Below are 16087 nucleotides of genomic sequence, written 5' to 3' on the forward strand. Positions count from 1 at the left end.
GGACGGCAGGTCAGCGAGTGCCGCTGCCTCGCCGGAGGCCGCGAGGCGGCCCCTGCACCATCGACGACCCGCCGCTGCGGTGGCGGCTGGGGCCCTGCCCGCGGCATAGTCACCCCACCGCTGACCAGCACGGTCGGGACTGCCCGCACTGCCCAGCGGCACGGCACCCCCATCGCGTCGCGCTCAGCAGCGTCGCGTCACGGCGGACAGCGCAGATCGGAGACGCTCGTGGAGGTCGTGCACTCCGCGATCGCGATCCTGGGCGCGATCGTGCTGATCATCCGGTTCAAGGTCGACCCCGTCATCTCCCTGCTGCTGGCCTGCATCTACCTCGGGCTCGCCGCCGGGCTGGGCGCCGAGGGCACCGTCGCGCAGATCACCGGGGGCTTCGGCGAGATCATGGCCGAGGTCGGCCTGCTCATCGGCTTCGGCGTGCTGATCGGGGCGCTGCTGCACGCGATGAGCACCTTCAGCGACCTGGTGGACGTCCTCGCGCGCCGGGTGGGGCGCCGCCTGCCGTATGCGATGGCCGGCACGCTCGCCACGATCTTCCCCTCCATCTACGTCGACGTGCAGGTGGTCCTGGCAGCCCCCATGGCCAAGGAGTCGGCGCCGGCCGTCGACCGCCGCCACGGCCTGCCGTGGCTCGCCGGGGCCATGGCCGTCGGCATCTTCGCCGGCTACGTCTTCGTCGTCCCAGGGCTCGCCGCGGTCGCCATCGCCGGGCTCATGGACGTGCCGCTGGGGAGCTACCTGCTGTACGGACTGCCGATCGGGCTGACCACCGCACTGGTCACGACGTTCCTGTTCCGGCTGCTGCTGGGGCGCGGACTGTGGAACGACGAGACGGACCTCGACCCGGACGCGGTCGTCGAGGAGGGCGGCCCGCACGACGAGGACGAGGACGTGCCGCTGGCCGAGGGTGCCGCGCGGTTGCCGCTGTGGGTGCGCCTGCTGCCGATCCTGGTGCCGCTGGTGTTGATCGCCAGCGGGGCGATCGCCGGCGTGGCCGGGCTCTCGAACCCGGTCCTCGCCTTCCTCGGCGACGCCAACATCGCGCTGTTCGTCGGGCTGTTGATCGCCTTCGGCATGGTCCGCCCCTCGCTCGGCGCGCGCGGGGTCGGCACGGTCCTCACCGGCGGCTTCCACACGACCGGGGAGATCCTCCTGGTCACCGGCGTCGGCGGGTCGCTCGGCGCCGTCATCGCCGAGAGCGGCATGACCGAGAGGCTCGAAGCCCTCTTCTCGGCCGAGGAGAACGCGCCGGTCGTCCTCAGCATCCTGCTCGCCTGGTCGATCGCCGCGGTGCTGCACTTCGCGATCGGGTCGGTGTCCGTCGGGGCGATCACCGCCGCCGGCATCATCTCGCCCGTCGTCGGCTCGCTCGGGGTCGACCCCGTCGTCATCGCGCTGGCGATCGCGTCGGGCGCGATGTTCGCGCTCCACGTCAACAGCAACTTCTTCTGGATGTTCAGCACGCTGCTCGACATCTCGACCAAGGGCAGCTTGAAGACCCTGACGATGGCGACCTCGCTCGGGTCCGTCGTCTCCCTGCCGCTGGTGTTCGTGGCCAGTCTGGTGGCCGCGGCCCTCTGAGCGCGGTGGAGGTCGGTGGGAGCCCGCGCACGCCGCGGGCGACACTGGGGGCATGACCGCTGCTGATGACGGGCCGCGCGCCGACCGGGCCGCCACGCCGCTGACCGGCGACGCGCGTGCCCTCCTCGACGCGCTCCTCGCCCACGACTTCGTCGGTGTCGCCGAGCTCCGCGCCCAGGTCGGCCGGGCCACCGCCACCCCGGGCTGCCGGTGCGGGTGCGGGACGCTCGACCTGCACGTGCCCGACGACGTCCCGGCCGCCCCGGCCAGCGGTCCGGCGCCGGTCGAGGGCACCGTCGTCGGTGCCGACGGGTCGCCCGTCGGCGGCGTCCTGCTCTTCGTCGAGGACGGCCGGCTGAGCCGGCTGGACATCACCTCGCACGGCGACCCACTGCCCCTGCCCGCCCCGGACCAGGTCACCTGGGGCCCCACCCGGTGGGCCGGCGCGGACACGGTGCGTCGGCCCGCCCGGTTCCGCCGCGGCTGACGCCCCGCGTGGCCCCCCGCCCCGGCGGGTAGCCGCCGGTGCATGCCAGTGCGCAGCGCGGCGGTCGCGGCCGCCGACCAGTGGGTCGACCCGGACGACGGCATCCGCTACCCGGCGGGTGAGGTGCACGCCTGGGAGCGCGGCCGCAATGAGACGGTCTGCGGGCTGGCGCTGAGCAGGTCGCAGCTGCTCCGCTTCCCGCACGTCAGCTGGGCCGACGTCCAGCCGGAGTCGGGCCGGCACGCGGAGGGCGTGGTGGACGTCTGCCGCCGGTGCCGGGCCGGGACGGGGGCCCGGCGGGACGAGCGCGGCTGGACCCGCACGAACCCGCGTCCCTGAACGGGTCCCACGGGGCAGCGCCCGGTGCCAGGGTGGGCGGATGGCCGGCTGCTGCGATCCCCGTGGCTGCGACCAGGTGTTCGACACCCGCTTCGCCCGGCGGGCCGCCCAGCGCTACCGACGGCGGGGGCTGGACCGCACCGCTCAGGCGATGGTCGAGCTGCTCACCGAGCGCGGCGTGGACGGTGCGACGGTGCTGGAGATCGGCGGCGGGGTGGGGGAGATCCAGCTCGAGCTGCTGGCCCGCGGCGCGGCGTCGGCGACGAACCTGGAGCTCTCGCCGTCCTACGAGGCCGAGGCGACCGCGCTGGTCGCCGAAGCCGGCCTGACCGGGCGGGTGCACCGCCGGCTGGTCGACGTCGCCGCCGACCCGGACGCGGTCGAGCCGGCCGACGTCGTGGTGCTGCACCGGGTGGTCTGCTGCTACCCCGACGTCGAGGCGCTGCTCGGCGCGGCCGCCGACCATGCGCGGCAGCAGTTGGTGTTCAGCCACCCGCCGCGCACCCTGCTGTCCCGCGCGGCCGCGGGGGCGGAGAACTTCGCCGCCCGGGTGTCCGGCCGGGACTACCGCGCCTTCGTGCACCCGCCGGCGCAGATGCTCGCCGTGCTCGCGGCGCGCGGCCTGGAGCTGACCGGCAGCCACCGCGGCCCGATCTGGCGGGTCGCCGCGCTGCAGCGTCTTGACCGGCCACCTTCGTAAGTCGTAACTTACGTTCGTGTCCACTTACCGAGCGGGTGACGGGTGGGAGGCCCTCGGGGACCCGACCCGCCGGGCGATCGTGACGTCCCTGGCCGAGCGGCCACGGGCCGTCGGTGAGCTCGCCGACGCACTGCCGATCAGCCGCCCGGCGGTGTCCCAGCACCTGAGGGTGCTCAAGGACGCCGGCCTCGTCACCGACCGCGCCGTCGGCACCCGCCGGGTCTACCGGCTCAGCCCGGAGGGGCTGGGTGCGCTGCGGGACCAGCTCGACACGTTCTGGCAGCGAGCCCTGCACGGCTACCAGGAGATCGCCGAACGACCGACCGAGGAGAACCCATGACCCAGACAGCTGCCGTGGTGGTCCGCCGCGAGATCGTCGTGCACGCGACGGTCGAGCAGGCGTTCACCGTGTTCACCACCCGGTTCGGCGACTTCAAGCCACCGGAGCACAACCTGCTCGGCGCGCCGATCGTGGAGACCGTCTTCGAGCCCCGGGTCGGCGGCGCGATCATCGACCGGGCCGACGACGGCAGCGAGTGCCGCTGGGCCCGCGTCCTGGTCCACGAGCCACCGCACCGCGTGGTGTTCAGCTGGGACATCAGCCCGCAGTGGCAGGTGGAGCCCGACCCCGAGCGCACCAGCGAGGTCGAGGTGCGGTTCGTCCCGGAGGGGCCGGATGCCACCCGGGTCACCGTGGAGCACCGGCACCTCGACCGGCACGGCGAGGGCTGGCCGGCGGTCAGCGACGGTGTCGCCGACGACGCCGGCTGGCCGCTGTACCTGGCCCGGTTCGCCGCACTGCTGGCCGCGGGCAACTGACCGCACGGCGGTCTCCCGGCGGGGGCCGGCGCACGCTGAGCGACGCCGCGCGCCGGCCCCCGGGGGCAGCTCGTCGACGAACGTGCAGGTCGTGCACAGAAAGTCCTCAAGGACTCCGTTCACCCGGTCGATCTACTGGTTGTCAGCCGATGACCCTCAGTGAGCGGAGTACGAACGTGTCCACCCCGATGGCCAGCACCCCCCGCGGCGTCACCCGCGTCCTGATCCTCGCCGACGCCCCGGTCCTGCGCCGTGGGCTGATCGGCATGATCAACGAGACCGCCGGCATGCAGGCGGTGGGCACCCCCGGTGAGCCGCGCCGCGCGCTGACCCTCGCCGAGTCCGCCCGCCCCGACGCCGTCGTGGTCGAGCTGGGCACCGGCCGGGCCGCCACGCTGAACGCCTGCCGCGACCTGCGCCGCCGCTTCCCGCAGCTGGCCATCGTCGCCCTGGCCACCTCCGAGGACCCGGCCGTGGTCAACGAGGCCCTGGCCGCCGGCGTCCGCGGCTACCTGCTGATGAACACCTCCCCGACCCTGCTGGGCTGGGCGGTGCTGGCGGCTCGCGCCGGCCGCACCGTGGTCGACCCGCAGATCCGTCGCGGCGAGGGCTCCGAGGCGCCGGTGTCGCGTGAGCTGACGCCCGAGGTGCCGCTGACCCGCCGCGAGTCCGACGTCCTCGACGAGCTCATCCAGGGCCAGTCCAACCGAGCGATCGGCAAGAACCTCTTCATTTCCGAGGACACGGTGAAGTCCCACGTCAAGGCGATCCTGCGCAAGCTGGGCGCCCGCGACCGGGCGCACGCGGTGTCCCTGGTGCTCTCGGCCCGCAACCCCGGCTGCAGCTGCGGCGCCCACCGGCTCACCGAGGCCCCGGCCGACGTCTGACCGAGCAGCCCGTCCGGACCGGACGGCGGGTGCGCCCAGCCGGGGTTAGGTTGCCCCGGTGCCTCCGACGACACCCGCCGTCAGCAGTGACCCGGTGCAGGTGCAGCGGTTGTTCGTGGTCGGGTGCCCGCGCTCGGGCACCACGCTGCTGCAGTCCTTCCTGGCCGCGCACCCGGGCGTCCACTCGTCCCCGGAGACGCACTTCTTCTACCGGCTGCAGGCCGGTGGCGCGCGGGCCGGGCAGGGGCTGATCAGCCCCGAGCTGGCCGCGGACCTGCCGCAGGTGGCCGGCTTCCTGGGCCGGCCCGAGCTGACCTGGCCGGCGCCGCCGACCGTGCCCGCCACGGCGCGGACGTTCGTGGCGACGGCGGACGCGGTGGCCCGCGCCGAGGGCGCCACCGGCTGGGTGGAGAAGACCCCGGCCAACCTCTACGCGATCGACCTGATCGAGCAGCTGGTGCCCGGCGCCCGGTTCCTGCACATCCTCCGGGACGGCGCCGACGTCGTCACCAGCCTCTGCGCCGTCGCCGGCGGGTGGGGCAGCACGTACTCGGTCGACCAGGCCCTGGAGCTGTGGACCGAGTGCGTCGAGATCACCGCCGCCCACCGCGACCGGCCCGGCCACCACGTCGTCTCCTACGCCGAGCTGGCGCAGCACCCCGAGCGCACACTGCGGTCGGCCTGCGCCGCCGTCGGGCTGGACTACAGCCCGGCGATGGTCGACGGCCGGGCCGCCGCCGCCCGCGCCCTGATCAAGGACTTCGAGCACTGGAAGGGCGACAACGTCGGCCCGCTCCGGTACCGCCCGCGCGAGCGGTTCGCCCGGGCCTTCGACCCCGAGACCCGCCGCCGGATCGAGGAGCGGGTCGCGGCCGTGCAGCTGCCGGAGACCGTGCCCGGCTGAGCCGCCCGGGGTTACCGTGCTGACCATGGTCGGCGTCCTGGCGGCTGTACTGCTGCTCCTGCTGCTGGCCGGCATCGTGGCCTGGGCGGTGGCGGTGCCCCAGCCGCGCCCCGCGGCCGGCCGGGCACTGCCGCCGCACGAGCGGGCCTGGCAGCAGCAGGCGGTCGCCGCTGCCCGTTGGGGCGCCGCGCACGACGAGGTCGACGGGGTGACGCGGGTGCTGCTGCGCCGCAGCTGCCCCGGGCTGGACGGGCGCCCGGAGGTGCTCGAGGAGCGGGTGTTCGACACCTTCCCGGCGCACGACCCCGCGTGGGAGGCCCGCTTCACCGAGGCGATGGCCGGCGCCCGGTTCCGTTGCTCCTACCTCAACACCGAGGAGGGGCACGCCTGAGCCCGTCGGGCAGGATGGGCGGCATGGGTCAGGTCGTCGCCACCACCGAACGGGTCGTGCGGGCACCGGCGGACGTCGTCCGCGCGGCGCTCGCCGACTACACCACCACCCGTCCCGCGGTGCTCCCCGAGCAGTACAGCCAGTACCGGGTCGACGCCGGCGGGCAGGGCGCGGGCACGAAGGTGCACTGGCGGCTGCAGGCGACGTCCAAGCGGGTGCGGGAGCAGGACGTCGTCGTCACCGAGACCCCCGACGGCGCGCTGGTGGAGACCGACACCAACTCGACCATGGTGACCACCTGGACCGTGTCGGCCGCCGACGCCGGGGTGAGCACGGTGCGCGCACGCACCACCTGGACCGGTGCCACCGGGATCGGCGGGTTCTTCGAGCGCACCTTCGCGCCCAAGGGCCTGTCCCGCATCCAGGACGCGATGCTGACCCGCCTGGAGCAGTCGCTCGCCGGCTGACCCGTCCCTGCCTCAGGACGACGCGCCGGGCCACGGGTGGCTGGCCGCGGCGACCCGCCGGGCCAGCTCCTCGCGCACCTCGGCGCACTCGGCGGCGAGCGAGGCCAGCAGCGCCGGGTCGACCCGTGCGCCGAGCTCGGCGGCGTCCAGCTGAGGCGGAGGTGGGGCGTCCTCGCCCCCGTGGACCGGCGCGTGCGCGATGAACTGCTGCACCGCGGAGACGACCGAGCGGCGCAGCCCCACCGGCACCCGGACGGCCGGGTCTGCTGCCGACGACAGCAGCAGGGTGGCGTCCAGCAGCACGGCGACGGCCGGTGCGGTGCCCAGCTCCGGCGTCCGCGGGCGGTAGGCGTGCAGCAGCGGGTAGGCGCGGTGCTGCTGGGCGAGCGTGCTCAGCGCGGCCGACAGTGCCGACAGGGGGACCACCGCCGTCCCGGGCACGGCCAGACCGGCCGCCACCTCCCCGCCGGTGCCGCCGAACCCGGTCACCTGGGAGGCGAAGCTCCGCTTGCCGACCGCCGCGGAGATGACCCCGGTCAGGTAGGAGACCGCCAGGGTGATCAGCAGCATCCCGCTGAGCGCGGCGGCCATGGTGGCCAGCTGGGAGCCCGCGCCGGTCGGCTGGTAGCCGCCGTTGCCCAGCGTCGCGACGTTGTAGCCGGCGAAGTAGAACCGCTCCCAGACCGAGGCCGGCGCGCCGCCGGAGGCGCCGACCACCGCCTCGTCGCCACCGAGGAAGACCAGCGACCAGCCCAGCCACAGCAGGGTGGACCAGGCTCCGAGGGTCGCCCCGATGAGCAGCACGCCCGGGCCACCCAGGAAGCGCACCACGGCGGAGTCCGCCACCGCGGGCCGCCGGGTCAGCCGCCAGGCGAGGCGGGTGAGCAGCTGCGTCAGCGGGCCGGGGCCGCTGGCCACGGCGAGCGTCGTCCGCACCTCGTCCACCACGGCGAAGCCCACGACCGCCAGGCCGAGGACGTCCCACCACCACCCGGTCACCGGAGGCCGGGCCGACGGTCGGGGAGGGGCGGGACGACGGTCGGCCTCCTCGGTCGTGCGGACGGGTGTGCGTGGAGAGGTGACCTGTCGAGCCGCCGGCTACACACCGGCTGGCCGCGCCCGCGGCACGTCCGCCGTCCGGCGGGGACGATGGGGGAGTGACCGCAGCGACACCCACCGTCGAGGGCCTCTCCGAGCTCGCCGGCCTGCTCGCCGACGGCGGGGCCCTCGTGCTCTCCGGCGCGGGGCTCTCCACCGACTCCGGCATCCCCGACTACCGCGGCGCCACCGGTTCGCTGCGCCGGCACACGCCGATGACGTACCAGACCTTCACCCGCGACCCGCGGGGACGGCACCGCTACTGGGCGCGCAGCTACGTCGGCTGGCGGCAGATCGCCGACGCCCGGCCCAACGCCGGCCACCGGGCCGTCGCCGCGCTGCAGGAGACCGGCGCGGTGGGTGAGGTGATCACCCAGAACGTCGACGGGCTGCACCAGGCCGGTGGGGCCCGAGACGTGCTGGAGCTGCACGGCGGGCTCGACCGCACCATCTGCCTGGCCTGCGGCGACGTGGCCTCCCGGGCGGAGCTGGACCAGCGGCTGCGCGCGGTGAACCCGGGGTTCCGGCCCGAGGGCACCGACGAGGTCAACCCCGACGGCGACGTCGAGCTGCCCGAGGAGGAGCTCGACGGGTTCGTGATGGTCGACTGCCTGGCCTGCGGCGGCGGCCCGCTCAAGCCCGATGTCGTCTTCTTCGGCGAGACCGTGCCGCGCGACCGGGTCGACCGCTGCTTCGCCCTGGTCGAGCAGGCCCGCTCGCTGCTGGTGCTGGGCTCCTCGTTGACCGTGATGAGCGGCTACCGGTTCGTCATCGCCGCCGCCAAGCGCGGCATCCCGGTCGCCATCGTGAACTCCGGGCCCACGCGGGGCGACGTCAAGGCCACGCTCAAGGTCGACGCCCCGCTGGGTGCGGTGCTGCCCGAGCTGGCCCGCCGGCTGGCATGAGCCGCGAGGTCGAGCACACCGACGACGGCCGCTGGGTCGTCGTCGACGGACGGCGCTGGCGGACCGCCGACCCGGCCCTGCCCGACGACGTCCGGGCCCGGCTGCTGCACCACCTCGGGGTGGCGCGGTCGGCGGTGCGCACCTCCCGCGGGGACGACGACGCGGTGGCCGCCGCCCGCGCCCGGGTGCAGCTGGCCAAGACCGGCCTCGGTGAGCGGGGCCCCGCCTGGTGGGACCAGGACGACGCCGAGCGCCGGGACCGCTGGGAGTCCGCACTCCGCGATCTGGAGACCTGAGGGCCGAAGTCGCGACTTCGGCCCCGCGGGAGCCGGGCGGTTGGCGGCGCGTCGGTACGGGCAGGAAGCCGGGCGATGCAGACGTTCCTGCCGGCAGCCGACTTCACCGAGTCCGCCCGGCTCCTGGACAACCCCCGGCTGGGCAAGCAGCGGGTCGAGTGCCTGCAGGTGCTGCGCGCCCTGGAGCTGCCCGACTACGGCTGGGCGAACCACCCGGTGGTCACCATGTGGCGCGGGCACACCGCCGGCCTGGTCGTCTACTCGCTGGCGATGGTGCGGGTCTGGCGCGAGCGCGGCTTCGCCGACACCACCGAGACCCTGATCGCCGAGTTCGCCCCGGACGCCGCCGGGCTGACCCAGGCCGAGGCCGCGGACGCCGGGCTGCTGCCCAGCTGGGTGGGCGACGAGGCGCTGCACCTGTCGCACCGGTCGAACCTGCTGGCCAAGGACCCGGACTTCTACCGCGCCCGGTTCCCCGGCGACCCCGACGACCTGCCCTACCTCTGGCCCGGCTCGGACGACGTCCCGCCGGCGCCTCCGCCGGAGGGCGTGCCGGTCTGGGTGGTGCGGCCCCGGGCGCACAACGAGCTGGGTGCGGCGCTGGCCACGGGGGTGGTCGGTCTGGGCACGCAGTCCGGCATCGACGTCGACGCGACCGGCCAGTCACCGGCCGAGCTGCGGGCGCTGTCCAAGGAGCTGTCGGGCCGGCGCCCGGCGAAGGACCTGCGCCAGTTGTCCACGTTCCTGGACGAGGTGGCCCCCGGCGACCTGGTCGGCCTGCCGATCGAGCACGGCGCCGGTCTGCTGCTGGGTGAGGTGGTGGGCGACTACGCCTTCGCCGGCCGGGAGCTGCTGCCGCACCGCCGTCCGGCCCGGTTCGAGTCGGTGGTGCCGCGGGCGGCGGCCCGGCCGCCGGCGACCCTGCAGGACCCGCGGGCGCTCTTCCGGGTCGTGCTCGACCCGGGAGCGGTACCGGCAGGCCTCCGGCGCAGCGACCCGTTGACGGGCAGGTCGCTGCTCGCCTGACGTCTCGTCCCGTGGGTGACGTGGTCACGGCGATCGCCGATCCCACCCGCAGGGCGCTCCTCGACGAGCTCACGGACCGGGCCGGGCAGACGCTGTTCGAGCTCTGCTAGCGGCTGGCCACGAGGCAGGGCACGGGGTCGAGCAGGCAGGTGGTCTCCCAGCACGTCGGCGTCCTCGAGTCCGCCGGGCTCGTGCGCCGACGACTCCTGCGGCAACCTCATCCGGACCGCCGCGCTGCCGGGCTGACCGGGGCGTCACCGCAGGCCGGCGCCGACCTCCGCGACGGCTGCGGCCAGCTGGGCGCGGGCCGCGGGGAGGTCGGCCGGTTCCCGCGCCGCGTGCACTGACCACCAGGCGCCGGAGTAGAGCCGCCGGAACCAGACGAACGGTGCGAGCTCCGCGTCGCTGACCGGGTCGGGCATCGCGTCCAGCGCCGCGCGGCCGTCGAGGCGGGCGGTGGCGCGCAGGCTGGCCAGGTCCCAGCCCCGCGGCCCCCGGGAGGTGTCCTCGAGGTCGGTCCAACGCAGGCCCTCGCTCGTGACCAGCAGGTTGCCGGGGTGGGTGTCGCCGTGCAGGGTCATCTCCTCGCCGGTCAGCCGTGGTCGCAGCGCGGCCAGCAGGTCGCCGGTCTGCCGCAGCACCGCCGGGTCGGCGCCCAGCTCGGTGCCGCGGTCGAGGAAGACCGCGAGGTCGTCCAGCGGCCGGTCCAGCGGCGAGCCGGTCCACAGCGGGGGGAGCGTGCCGAGCACCTCGTGCAGCTCGGTCAGCGACCGGCCGGCCTGCTCCGCCGTCGGCCGTTCTGACGACACGTCGACATGTCGCCAGAACGACACGGTGAGCCCGTCGTGGTCGTGCGGACCGGGTGGCAGCAGGTCCGACGGCGGCACGACCGCCGCCCCCGCCGCGGTCAGCGCGGCGGCGAGCGCCACCTCGCGGGTGAACGGCTCGCGGATCTCCGGACGGAGCAGCGGTGTGAACACCGCCACCCGGGCCACCACCGGCGCCGGGCGCAGGTGCACCACGGCGTTGACGCCCCAGGACAGCAGCGCCGGGTCGACGACGGTGAGACCGTGCTGCCGCGCGACGGCCACCGCAGCGGCGACCGCCTGCCCGGCCGTCGGGGTCACTCCCGGGAGACGTTCTGCAGCCGCACCTGCCCGCGGGCGACGGTCTTGCCGTCCTCGCGCGTGAGGGTGACCAGCCACAGCTGCAGGGTCCTGCCCTGCTGCACCGGCTCGGCGACGACGTCCAGTCGGCCGGCGGTGACGGGCCGCAGGAAGTCGGTCTGGTTCGAGACCCCGACGCTGAACTGCCCCCGGTCGGCCACCGCGGTGCTGGCGCCGACACTGGCCGCGGACTCGACGATCGAGCAGTAGACGCCGCCGTGCACCACGCCCCAGGGGGTGTGGTGCTGCGGGCCCAGCTCGGCGTGGCCGGTGACCCGGGTGCCGGTGACCTCGGTCAGCTCCAGGCCGGTGGCTGCGACGAACGCGCTGGCCGCGCTCAGGTCCGGGGTCACGCGGCGTCCCAGACCAGGCAGAACGGGTGACCGACCGGGTCGGCGTAGACCCGGAAGTCCCCGCCGCCACCGGGCAGCCGGCGGGCGCCGAGCTCGAGCACCTGCGGCTCGGCGACGTCGACGTCGGCGACCCGGATGTCGAGGTGGAACTGCTGCGGCCGGCTCGGGTCGGGCCAGTCCGGCGGCTGGAGGTCGGGGGCCTGCTGGAAGGCGATCCGGTAGCCGGCGCCGGTGGCCACCACCCAGTCGTCGCCCGGCTCGCCCTTCACCTCCATGCCCAGCAGCCCGGCGTAGAAGGTCGCCAGGGCGTGCGCGTCGGGGGCGTCGATGACCACGGAGTGCAGCTGACCGATCATGGCGGCCATCCTCTCCCGGTGGCGGGCCGCCCACCAGACCGCCCGCCGGGGCCGCCGCCAGGCGCCCGCCGGGGCCGGTCGCCGGCGTGAGCCGGCCGGCTGAGCCGTGCACTCCCGGCCCCCGCCCGGCGCGTGCACCGGCCGTGTCGGACGATCAACGGCATGGCCGCACCCGACCCCGCCCCCCAGCTCGGCACCCTCTCCTGGCTCCCGGCCGCCGACCGGCCGGACCTGCTCGGGCCGCCGGTGGCCGCCGCCGTGCCGAGTCTGTCCGGGCCTGCCTGGGTCGCCGAGATCGACGACGACGCCGCCGACACCGCTGCCTTCACCGGGGCCTACCAGGTGCCGCTGGCCGCCTCGGCGAACTGCGTGGTCGTGGCCGCGCGCCGGTCGGGGGAGACGACGATGGCCGCCTGCCTGGTGCTGGCGACCACCCGGGCCGACGTCAACGGACTGGTCCGGCGGCACCTGGGGGCCCGCAAGGCCTCGTTCGCCCCGCAGGACGTCGCCGTCGCGGAGAGCGGCATGGCCTACGGCGGGATCACCCCGGTCGGGCTGCCGGCGTCCTGGCCGGTGCTGGTCGACGCCGCGGTGGCCGCCAGCGAGCTCGTCGTCATCGGCTCGGGCACCCGGGGCAGCAAGCTCGCCGTCCCCGGTGCCGTGCTCGCCGGGCTGCCGGGCGCCGAGGTGCTCGAGGGGCTCGGCCAGCCGATCGGCTGAGCTGCCTACCCTCGGCGGTGTGTCAGAGCCCGAACAGCACCCCGGTGCGCCCACCCCACCGCGGCCCGAGCGGGCACCCGACGACAGCGACGTCGGCTGGGGCGAGCGGCTGACCGACCCGGACGACGACGACCGCCGCTACCTGGAGGACCGCCCGCCGCACTGGGGCAGCGACTGAGGGACGGGCCGCCACCCTCTGGACGTGGCGGGCCAGGCCGTCACCTCGCGGCTCAGGCGCGGTGACGGGCTCCCGTCTCGGGCGTCGGCTGCTCCGGCGCCTGCTGAGCGCGCAGGAGGTCGCGGATCTCGATCAGCAGCTCGGTCTGGGTGGGCAGCACCGGGCCGGGCTCCTCGCCCCGCTCGCGGCGCTCGAACAGCGCCTTCATCGGCAGCACCACGACGAAGTAGATGACCGCCGCGGTCAGCACGAAGGTGATCACCTGGTTGACGAAGGCGCCCCAGGTGAACACCTGCTGGTCGACCTCGAAGCTGCCGCCCTGGACCCCGCCGCCGCCGACCAGCCCGATCAGCGGGCGCAGGAACGACTCGGTGAACGAGGTGACCACGGCGGTGAACGCGGCGCCGATGACGACCGCCACCGCCAGGTCGATGACGTTCCCCCGCAGCAGGAAGTCCTTGAAGCCCTTGAGCACGTCCGTACCCCTCGACTCGTGCGGCCGCCCTCCGGCGGCCCGGTGATCACGGCCGGCCGAGGGTAACGGTGAGGCTGCCCGTCGCCGCGGCAGCAGCCAGCGCGGCGGCCGTGTCCGGCGGCACGGCCAGCACCAGCAGCCCCGCGTCACCCGTCGCCGTCTCGCCGCCCGGTTCCGGGGCGGTCAGCACGAGGGCGCCGGAGGCGACCAGCTCGACCGAGGGTGCGGCAGCTTCACCGGCGGCGGCCAGCACGTCGACCCGGTCGCCGGCGCGCAGGAGGGTGGCCACGGCCAGGTCGGCGAGCCTGACCGGGGCGGCGACCTGACCGTCGGGGACTGCCGCCCAGAGCCCAGGACCGACCAGCCGGACGTCGGTGATCGGCTCGCCGGCCCGCACCGGCGCGGCCAGCACCCGCCCGGTCAGCGCGGCCGGGTCGGCGTCGACGCCGGCCGGCGCGCGGTCGGCCGGGAGCTGCGCCGGCCGGACGTCGTCGGCGGTGAGGGAGTGGCCAGCCGGCAGGTCAGCCGCCGCGACGGCCACCGGCACCGTCGAGCCCGCGACCGGGGCGCCGGCGGCCGGAGCCGGAGGCCGCAGGGCCAGCACCAGGGCCAGGCAGGCGAGGCCGGCCGCGGCCCCCTGCCGGAGCAGGCGCAGCGAAGGGCGGGGACGACGACGTCGGGGCATGCCGACAGGGTCGCGGCGGCCGGGCCCCAGCAGCTGGGCGCCGACCAGGCGGTGGACAGCGGGTCAGGTTGTGGACCGGCGGCAGCACGCCGCCGTCGTCCGTGCCGTCAGCTCGCGGACGTGCTGCTCGACGACGAGGTCGTCGAGGACGACGAGCTGGCCGTCGACGAGCTGCTGGAGGAGGACTCCTTGCTGCCGGAGCCGGCGGACTCCTTGGACGCAGCGGGCGCGGTGGACGAGCTCTCGGCCTTGCGGCTGTCGGTGCGGTAGAAGCCCGAGCCCTTGAACACCACGCCGACCGACCCGTAGACCTTGCGCACCGGTGCGCCGCACTCCGGGCAGGTGGCCACGGCCGGGTCGGTGAACGACTGCACGACCTCGAACTCGTGCTTGCCCTCGGGGTTGCTGCAGACGTACTGGTAGGTGGGCACGGTGCTGGAGACTCCTCGTCGCGGTCCGAGCCGGGCTGGCACTCGACCCCGGCGACTGCCAATGATGCGCCGTGGGCCCACCGGTCGTCCACGCCGGGCACCCGGTGCGGGTGCGTGCCCCCGGTCACACGCCGACGCCGGGCCGATGACCGGCCGGTACCGTTGCCCGCCGTGTCCTCCCCGTGGCTCGACGAGCAGCAGCAGCGCACCTGGCGCGCCTGGCTCGCGGTTGCCGAGCTGCTGCCGCGCACCCTGGACGCCCAGCTGCAGCGGGACGCCGGCCTCACCCACGCCGCCTACGTCGTCCTGGCGATGTTGTCGGAGGCCCCGGACCGCAGCCGCCGGATGAGCGACCTGGCCCGCACCGCCAACCAGTCGCAGAGCCGGCTCTCGCACACCGTCGCCCGGCTCGAGGAGCGCGGCTGGGTACGGCGGGAGAAGGCCGCCGAGGACCGGCGCGGCAACCTGGCCGTGCTCACCGACGCCGGCTGGGACGTCGTGACGCGAGTGGCCCCGGGCCACGTCGCCGCGGTCAAGGAGGGGCTGTTCGCGGCGCTGACCGAGGAGCAGACCGCCGTGCTGGGGGACGCGTTGACCGCCGTCCTCGACCGGCTGGACCCCGACCACACCCTGCGGGTGCCCGAGGTCGGCTGACCCGCCCGGTCAGCGCAGGTGGCGCAGGAACGCCTCGGGGGAGTCGAGGAACTGCCGCCAGCTGGTGGTGAGCTCCAGCTCCGACCAGACCGCCGGCCGCATGCCCCACTCGCCGACCTCCAGCAGCGTCGCGCCGGGCAGCGCGGCGACGACGGGGGAGTGGGTGGCGACGACGACCTGCGCGCCCCGGTCGACCAGGGCGAGGAGGTGGGACACCAGCGCCAGGCTGCCGCGGAAGGAGAGCGCGGCGTCCGGCTCGTCGAGCAGGTAGACGCCCTTCCCGGACGCTCGGTCGGTGAGCACCTCGAGGAACGCCTCGCCGTGCGAGAACTCGTGGAAGGCCGGGTCCGGACGACGTGGGTTCGGGTTCGTCTCCAGGTAGCTGTACAGGCCGTGCAGCGTCTCGTCCCGGAGGAAGTAGCCCCAACGGGACGCTCCGGGGCTGCGCTCGACGACCAGCCCGAGGGCCTCGGGCTCGCTGGCCCGGGTGTGGTGCCGGGCGCCGGCCGACCCGCCCTCCGGGTTCAGGCCGAGGGTGACCGCGAGCAGCTCCATCACCGTCGACTTGCCCGACCCGTTCTCCCCGACGAGCACCAGCGCACCTGCGGGCAGCTCGAGCCCCTCGTCGACCAGCTGCGCGACGGCGGGCACGGTCAGCGGCCAGCGCGCCCGCTGCCCGGCGGACGGCGGCGGTGCGGTGCGGTCGGGCCTCACCCGGCGGATCGGTCGCTGGTCCACCCGGCCATCCTCGCCCGCCGGTACGACGACCCGACCGCCGTCCCCACCCGCGGACGCCGCTCCGCTCTCGCGACGCCCGCCGTGCTCTCGCGACGCCGCCGCGCCTTGGCGCTGCCGCCGTCTTCTCAGGCTGCCGCCGTCCCCGCGCCGGACGCCGTCCCTGCGCCCGACGCCGTCCCTGCGCCGGACGCCGTCCCTGCGGCGACCCCAGTCGTCTCGCGCCGGTGCGCCGTCCTACCGCACCAACGACTGTCCCCCCGCACCAACGCTGGTGCGGGGGGACAGCCGCTGATCAGGTGACTGTGAGGCTGGCCGGGTCGGTCCTTCGGTGATGGGCTGATGGCCGGCAGCGGTGGGCGTGACCCTTCATGTGACTGGCTTCGTGCCTTCATCTGGACTTGTCCGTCCGCTGCTGC

General features: G+C 75.4%; 24 protein-coding genes. 16 read left to right on the forward strand and 8 right to left on the reverse strand.

Annotation, left to right across the window (positions count from 1 at the left end; genetic code table 11):
* Positions 1–228: 228 nt before the first annotated feature.
* From ACJTNH_RS19120 to ACJTNH_RS19165, 10 genes are all read left to right on the forward strand, one after another.
* Positions 229–1596 (forward strand): GntP family permease, encoded by a 1368-nt coding sequence (locus ACJTNH_RS19120; RefSeq protein ID WP_458178560.1) that lies wholly within the window; start codon positions 229–231, stop codon positions 1594–1596.
* A gap of 52 nt (positions 1597–1648) precedes the next feature.
* Positions 1649–2083 carry a hypothetical protein gene (locus tag ACJTNH_RS19125; RefSeq protein ID WP_458178562.1) on the forward strand — a complete coding sequence of 145 codons (435 nt, stop codon included), beginning with the start codon at positions 1649–1651 and terminating at the stop codon, positions 2081–2083.
* A gap of 42 nt (positions 2084–2125) precedes the next feature.
* Entirely contained in the window at positions 2126–2422 is a 297-nt protein-coding gene (locus tag ACJTNH_RS19130) for a hypothetical protein (RefSeq protein WP_458178564.1), read from the forward strand.
* Between the two features lie 40 nt (positions 2423–2462).
* Positions 2463–3122 (forward strand): class I SAM-dependent methyltransferase, encoded by a 660-nt coding sequence (locus ACJTNH_RS19135; RefSeq protein WP_458178566.1) that lies wholly within the window; start codon positions 2463–2465, stop codon positions 3120–3122.
* Between the two features lie 16 nt (positions 3123–3138).
* Positions 3139–3462 carry an ArsR/SmtB family transcription factor gene (locus ACJTNH_RS19140; RefSeq protein WP_458178568.1) on the forward strand — a complete coding sequence of 108 codons (324 nt, stop codon included), beginning with the start codon at positions 3139–3141 and terminating at the stop codon, positions 3460–3462.
* Positions 3459–3941, forward strand: a complete 483-nt coding sequence (locus ACJTNH_RS19145) for an SRPBCC family protein (protein ID WP_458178570.1) — start codon at positions 3459–3461, stop codon at positions 3939–3941. The genes ACJTNH_RS19140 and ACJTNH_RS19145 overlap by 4 nt, the downstream gene beginning before the upstream one ends.
* A 188-nt stretch (positions 3942–4129) precedes the next feature.
* Complete coding sequence (locus tag ACJTNH_RS19150; protein ID WP_458178572.1) at positions 4130–4828, forward strand: LuxR C-terminal-related transcriptional regulator; 699 nt, start codon at positions 4130–4132, stop codon at positions 4826–4828.
* Between the two features lie 58 nt (positions 4829–4886).
* The gene (locus tag ACJTNH_RS19155) at positions 4887–5732 is read left to right on the forward strand and encodes a sulfotransferase family protein (RefSeq protein WP_458178574.1); all 846 of its coding nucleotides are present in this window, start codon (positions 4887–4889) and stop codon (positions 5730–5732) included.
* 25 nt (positions 5733–5757) lie between these two features.
* Positions 5758–6123, forward strand: coding sequence for a hypothetical protein (locus ACJTNH_RS19160; protein ID WP_458178576.1), 366 nt, complete (start codon positions 5758–5760; stop codon positions 6121–6123).
* Between the two features lie 23 nt (positions 6124–6146).
* Complete coding sequence (locus ACJTNH_RS19165) at positions 6147–6590, forward strand: SRPBCC family protein (protein ID WP_458178578.1); 444 nt, start codon at positions 6147–6149, stop codon at positions 6588–6590.
* A 12-nt stretch (positions 6591–6602) separates the two neighbouring features.
* Here the strand turns inward: ACJTNH_RS19165 and ACJTNH_RS19170 are convergent, their stop codons facing one another.
* On the reverse strand, positions 6603–7589 hold the full coding sequence (locus ACJTNH_RS19170; protein WP_458178580.1) for an ion channel: 987 nt from the start codon (positions 7587–7589) through the stop codon (positions 6603–6605).
* A gap of 158 nt (positions 7590–7747) precedes the next feature.
* Between ACJTNH_RS19170 and ACJTNH_RS19175 the strand changes: the two genes are divergently transcribed.
* The 3 genes from ACJTNH_RS19175 (at position 7748) to ACJTNH_RS19185 (ending at position 9915) form a co-directional block, all read left to right on the forward strand.
* Positions 7748–8593, forward strand: a complete 846-nt coding sequence (locus ACJTNH_RS19175) for an NAD-dependent protein deacetylase (protein ID WP_458178582.1) — start codon at positions 7748–7750, stop codon at positions 8591–8593.
* Positions 8590–8889, forward strand: coding sequence for a biopolymer transporter Tol (locus ACJTNH_RS19180; RefSeq protein WP_458178584.1), 300 nt, complete (start codon positions 8590–8592; stop codon positions 8887–8889). The genes ACJTNH_RS19175 and ACJTNH_RS19180 overlap by 4 nt, the downstream gene beginning before the upstream one ends.
* 75 nt (positions 8890–8964) lie before the next feature.
* Positions 8965–9915: an MSMEG_6728 family protein gene (locus ACJTNH_RS19185; RefSeq protein WP_458178586.1), complete on the forward strand. Its 951-nt coding sequence runs from the start codon at positions 8965–8967 to the stop codon at positions 9913–9915.
* A gap of 254 nt (positions 9916–10169) precedes the next feature.
* Here the strand turns inward: ACJTNH_RS19185 and ACJTNH_RS19190 are convergent, their stop codons facing one another.
* From ACJTNH_RS19190 to ACJTNH_RS19200, 3 genes are read right to left on the reverse strand one after another with little or no spacing between them, the layout of a single operon-like run.
* On the reverse strand, positions 10170–11042 hold the full coding sequence (locus ACJTNH_RS19190; RefSeq protein ID WP_458178588.1) for a phosphotransferase family protein: 873 nt from the start codon (positions 11040–11042) through the stop codon (positions 10170–10172).
* Positions 11039–11434 carry a PaaI family thioesterase gene (locus tag ACJTNH_RS19195; RefSeq protein WP_458178590.1) on the reverse strand — a complete coding sequence of 132 codons (396 nt, stop codon included), beginning with the start codon at positions 11432–11434 and terminating at the stop codon, positions 11039–11041. The genes ACJTNH_RS19190 and ACJTNH_RS19195 overlap by 4 nt, the downstream gene beginning before the upstream one ends.
* Positions 11431–11799 (reverse strand): VOC family protein, encoded by a 369-nt coding sequence (locus ACJTNH_RS19200; RefSeq protein ID WP_458178592.1) that lies wholly within the window; start codon positions 11797–11799, stop codon positions 11431–11433. The genes ACJTNH_RS19195 and ACJTNH_RS19200 overlap by 4 nt, the downstream gene beginning before the upstream one ends.
* 153 nt (positions 11800–11952) lie before the next feature.
* Between ACJTNH_RS19200 and ACJTNH_RS19205 the strand changes: the two genes are divergently transcribed.
* Together ACJTNH_RS19205 and ACJTNH_RS19210 are read left to right on the forward strand one after the other, a co-directional pair.
* Positions 11953–12510: a YbaK/EbsC family protein gene (locus tag ACJTNH_RS19205; protein WP_458178594.1), complete on the forward strand. Its 558-nt coding sequence runs from the start codon at positions 11953–11955 to the stop codon at positions 12508–12510.
* A 19-nt stretch (positions 12511–12529) separates the two neighbouring features.
* Complete coding sequence (locus ACJTNH_RS19210; protein WP_458178595.1) at positions 12530–12688, forward strand: hypothetical protein; 159 nt, start codon at positions 12530–12532, stop codon at positions 12686–12688.
* 52 nt (positions 12689–12740) lie between these two features.
* Here the strand turns inward: ACJTNH_RS19210 and mscL are convergent, their stop codons facing one another.
* From mscL to ACJTNH_RS19225, 3 genes are all read right to left on the reverse strand, one after another.
* Complete coding sequence (mscL, locus tag ACJTNH_RS19215; protein ID WP_458178597.1) at positions 12741–13163, reverse strand: large conductance mechanosensitive channel protein MscL; 423 nt, start codon at positions 13161–13163, stop codon at positions 12741–12743.
* A 46-nt stretch (positions 13164–13209) separates the two neighbouring features.
* The gene (cpaB, locus tag ACJTNH_RS19220; RefSeq protein WP_458178599.1) at positions 13210–13848 is read right to left on the reverse strand and encodes a Flp pilus assembly protein CpaB; all 639 of its coding nucleotides are present in this window, start codon (positions 13846–13848) and stop codon (positions 13210–13212) included.
* A gap of 107 nt (positions 13849–13955) precedes the next feature.
* Positions 13956–14279, reverse strand: coding sequence for an FmdB family zinc ribbon protein (locus tag ACJTNH_RS19225; RefSeq protein WP_458178601.1), 324 nt, complete (start codon positions 14277–14279; stop codon positions 13956–13958).
* Between the two features lie 171 nt (positions 14280–14450).
* On the opposite strand from ACJTNH_RS19225, the gene ACJTNH_RS19230 reads away from it, so the two are divergent.
* Positions 14451–14933, forward strand: coding sequence for a MarR family winged helix-turn-helix transcriptional regulator (locus tag ACJTNH_RS19230; RefSeq protein WP_458178603.1), 483 nt, complete (start codon positions 14451–14453; stop codon positions 14931–14933).
* Positions 14934–14942: 9 nt separating this feature from the next.
* Here ACJTNH_RS19230 and ACJTNH_RS19235 read toward each other — a convergent pair whose 3' ends face one another.
* On the reverse strand, positions 14943–15671 hold the full coding sequence (locus ACJTNH_RS19235) for an AAA family ATPase (RefSeq protein ID WP_458178605.1): 729 nt from the start codon (positions 15669–15671) through the stop codon (positions 14943–14945).
* Positions 15672–16087 lie beyond the last annotated feature (416 nt).

The organism is Modestobacter lacusdianchii (genome assembly GCF_054177765.1).

Bases quoted from the DNA above. Each gene is read 5' to 3' on its own strand.
- ACJTNH_RS19125 (WP_458178562.1), top strand. From the start codon at position 1,649: ATGACCGCTGCTGATGACGGGCCGCGCGCCGACCGGGCCGCCACGCCG.
- ACJTNH_RS19130 (WP_458178564.1), top strand. From the start codon at position 2,126: ATGCCAGTGCGCAGCGCGGCGGTCGCGGCCGCCGACCAGTGGGTCGAC.
- ACJTNH_RS19135 (WP_458178566.1), top strand. From the start codon at position 2,463: ATGGCCGGCTGCTGCGATCCCCGTGGCTGCGACCAGGTGTTCGACACC.
- ACJTNH_RS19145 (WP_458178570.1), top strand. From the start codon at position 3,459: ATGACCCAGACAGCTGCCGTGGTGGTCCGCCGCGAGATCGTCGTGCAC.
- ACJTNH_RS19150 (WP_458178572.1), top strand. From the start codon at position 4,130: ATGGCCAGCACCCCCCGCGGCGTCACCCGCGTCCTGATCCTCGCCGAC.
- ACJTNH_RS19160 (WP_458178576.1), top strand. From the start codon at position 5,758: ATGGTCGGCGTCCTGGCGGCTGTACTGCTGCTCCTGCTGCTGGCCGGC.
- ACJTNH_RS19165 (WP_458178578.1), top strand. From the start codon at position 6,147: ATGGGTCAGGTCGTCGCCACCACCGAACGGGTCGTGCGGGCACCGGCG.
- ACJTNH_RS19180 (WP_458178584.1), top strand. From the start codon at position 8,590: ATGAGCCGCGAGGTCGAGCACACCGACGACGGCCGCTGGGTCGTCGTC.
- ACJTNH_RS19185 (WP_458178586.1), top strand. From the start codon at position 8,965: ATGCAGACGTTCCTGCCGGCAGCCGACTTCACCGAGTCCGCCCGGCTC.
- ACJTNH_RS19200 (WP_458178592.1), bottom strand. From the start codon at position 11,799: ATGGCCGCCATGATCGGTCAGCTGCACTCCGTGGTCATCGACGCCCCC.
- ACJTNH_RS19205 (WP_458178594.1), top strand. From the start codon at position 11,953: ATGGCCGCACCCGACCCCGCCCCCCAGCTCGGCACCCTCTCCTGGCTC.
- cpaB (WP_458178599.1), bottom strand. From the start codon at position 13,848: ATGCCCCGACGTCGTCGTCCCCGCCCTTCGCTGCGCCTGCTCCGGCAG.